The organism is Vreelandella olivaria (assembly GCF_023507745.1).
GTDB lineage: Bacteria > Pseudomonadota > Gammaproteobacteria > Pseudomonadales > Halomonadaceae > Vreelandella > Vreelandella olivaria_A.
Genome location: NZ_JALPZO010000041.1, coordinates 1 through 787, shown reverse-complemented (window position 1 = coordinate 787; position 787 = coordinate 1). Strand labels below are relative to the sequence as shown.

2 protein-coding genes are annotated in these 787 nt (G+C 56.8%); both read right to left on the bottom strand.

Annotation, left to right across the window (positions count from 1 at the left end; all coding sequences use genetic code 11):
• On the bottom strand, positions 1 to 217 hold a 217-nt coding region (locus HP566_RS03565), incomplete at its 3' end, for a hypothetical protein (protein WP_249975892.1).
• Positions 204 to 787 (bottom strand): hypothetical protein (locus HP566_RS03560; RefSeq protein WP_249975891.1); only part of this gene is annotated, 584 nt, incomplete at its 5' end. The genes HP566_RS03560 and HP566_RS03565, both read right to left, overlap by 14 nt.

The following is a 787-nucleotide window of genomic DNA, read 5'->3' as shown; positions in this document are numbered from 1 at the left end:
GGCTGAACAATATTTTAAAACCGTAATGCGTCATACGCCAAAGGCTGAAGGGCAGCCCCTTGAGGTGAAGCAGTTCAAGGGAGTCCCACTCTCCAAAATAACGATCCGCTTCATCGATCTTGAAAAGTGCCACCACGCTGGCGATAAATGCTAACGCCAAGCACAGCAGGCCGAAGATACCAGTACCAAACCCTACAATGTTTTCAGCGATTGTCATTGTTATTATCGCCATGTAGTGTTCGATAGAAGAATAACCCTACCTGCTCACCAGCCGGTTCCAGCGCCTTGGCACCCCCATAGGCCCCGGCGCCTGCGGCCACTACGCCACATATCACTTTACCGCGTAGATCAAGACTGACCGCCAGACATACGCCACGGTTAATAACCGCACCACCTCCAACGATCCCACCAACAGTACGCCCCGTGAGCCTGCCATACTCGACATAGCGGACACGCTGGCACTCTTCCTCGCGCCCTGTGGCGCATGCCTCGGCGATAGTGTCACGGGTCGCGTAAGTATCCAGCCCAACCCCTACGGCGCTGCCGATACTGGTGAGTTTGGCGGCCAGCCCCACGCGCGTTATCGCTTCGGACACTGTGGGTATCTCAAACTGGCGGAAACCTTGCGTTGCGGTGCGTAGGCCGTGCACTGCCTGACTGGCCTCAACGCCGATTCTACGCTTTAGCGCCTCGCCGGTCGCTGGCAGGTTCAGCGGGCGGCGCAGCCAAGCGGGCACCCTACCAAACATCGAACAACACACCTGCGAAATATATAGCTGCCGCAAAA